The sequence below is a fragment of the Mycobacterium sp. E1386 genome (assembly GCF_001672745.1).
Classification (GTDB): Bacteria; Actinomycetota; Actinomycetes; order Mycobacteriales; family Mycobacteriaceae; genus Mycobacterium.
The window spans coordinates 1-504 of the sequence record NZ_LZKH01000234.1 but is presented as its reverse complement, the minus strand read 5'-3'; the positions used below and the strand labels follow the sequence as shown (position 1 = coordinate 504).

1 protein-coding gene is annotated in these 504 nt (G+C 66.1%); it reads left to right on the top strand.

What is annotated here, in order from left to right:
• Positions 1-427: 427 nt before the first annotated feature.
• Positions 428-504: PPE domain-containing protein (locus A5709_RS29010; RefSeq protein ID WP_156624280.1), on the top strand; the 77-nt coding region annotated here is incomplete at its 3' end.

Sequence of the window (504 nt, the reverse complement as noted above, 5' to 3'; positions counted from 1 at the left end):
CCGGCGCCGCCGCGGGCTACTCCCACAAATACGGCTTCCGCTACAGCGTCCTAACCCGCCCACCCTCAGCCGGATAGCAGCGGATATGAACACAACCCACTTGTTTTATCCGCGTCGGGATTTTATGGAGAGCCGATTGCGGCTGAGTCCGGTTGCGACGACGGCGCGGCCCCCCGTTGCTGGCCCGGTGTCGCGCGAGGGCGACGACCGCGAGACTGTTTTCCCACCTCATGACGGACATACGGCCGGACGCCAAACGCCTGGCCAACTCCGGCCAACCGGGGCGCGGCAGCCGCGGGCGATGCGCCCGCGCCCGGCCGGCCCTGACATCAGCCGGTCGGCGGGACCGGGGGCGGGCCAGATGCGCTCTATCGTCTTTCACTACTCGAGGTCATTCATGCAGCTGCGACGCGGTAAGGGGTAATTCGTGTTTGATTTTGGGGCGCTTCCGCCGGAGGTTAATTCGGCGCGGATTTATGCCGGTCCGGGGTCGGGGTCGTTGAT